This is a genomic window from Pseudodesulfovibrio sp. JC047, from assembly GCF_010468615.1.
Taxonomy (GTDB): domain Bacteria; phylum Desulfobacterota; class Desulfovibrionia; order Desulfovibrionales; family Desulfovibrionaceae; genus Pseudodesulfovibrio.
Genome location: NZ_WUEH01000114.1, coordinates 1 through 336, shown reverse-complemented (window position 1 = coordinate 336; position 336 = coordinate 1). Strand labels below are relative to the sequence as shown.

Genomic DNA, 336 nt, shown 5'->3' with positions numbered 1-336 from the left:
CTTTGTCTTACAAAAAATCAAGCTCCCTAACGCGAGAGTTTTAGTTTTGAGTAGCGATCCTGTGGAATTTAAGGAAGCGAGCGGGAAGTATTGGCTGAGCGTGAATCAGAATGCGTATTTAAAAATAAGCTCTAATAACCCTTTATGGCAACCCAAAGTGATCTTTTATGATGAAAACTTAAAGATTATTCAAATTATTGCTAAAGAAAACAGACAGCAAGAAATCGCTCTTAATTTGCTTGATGGCGTGCGTTTTATCCATATCACTGATGCAAAAAACCCTATCATTTTAAAAAATGGGATTAGCGTGGTTTTTGATGCGATGCCTTAAGTAGG

Annotated in this window: 1 protein-coding gene; it reads left to right on the top strand. The window is 36.6% G+C overall.

The annotated features are described in order from the left end of the window. On the top strand, positions 1–331 hold a 331-nt coding region (locus GO013_RS16825; RefSeq protein WP_203529719.1), incomplete at its 5' end, for a hypothetical protein. Positions 332–336: the final 5 nt, after the last annotated feature.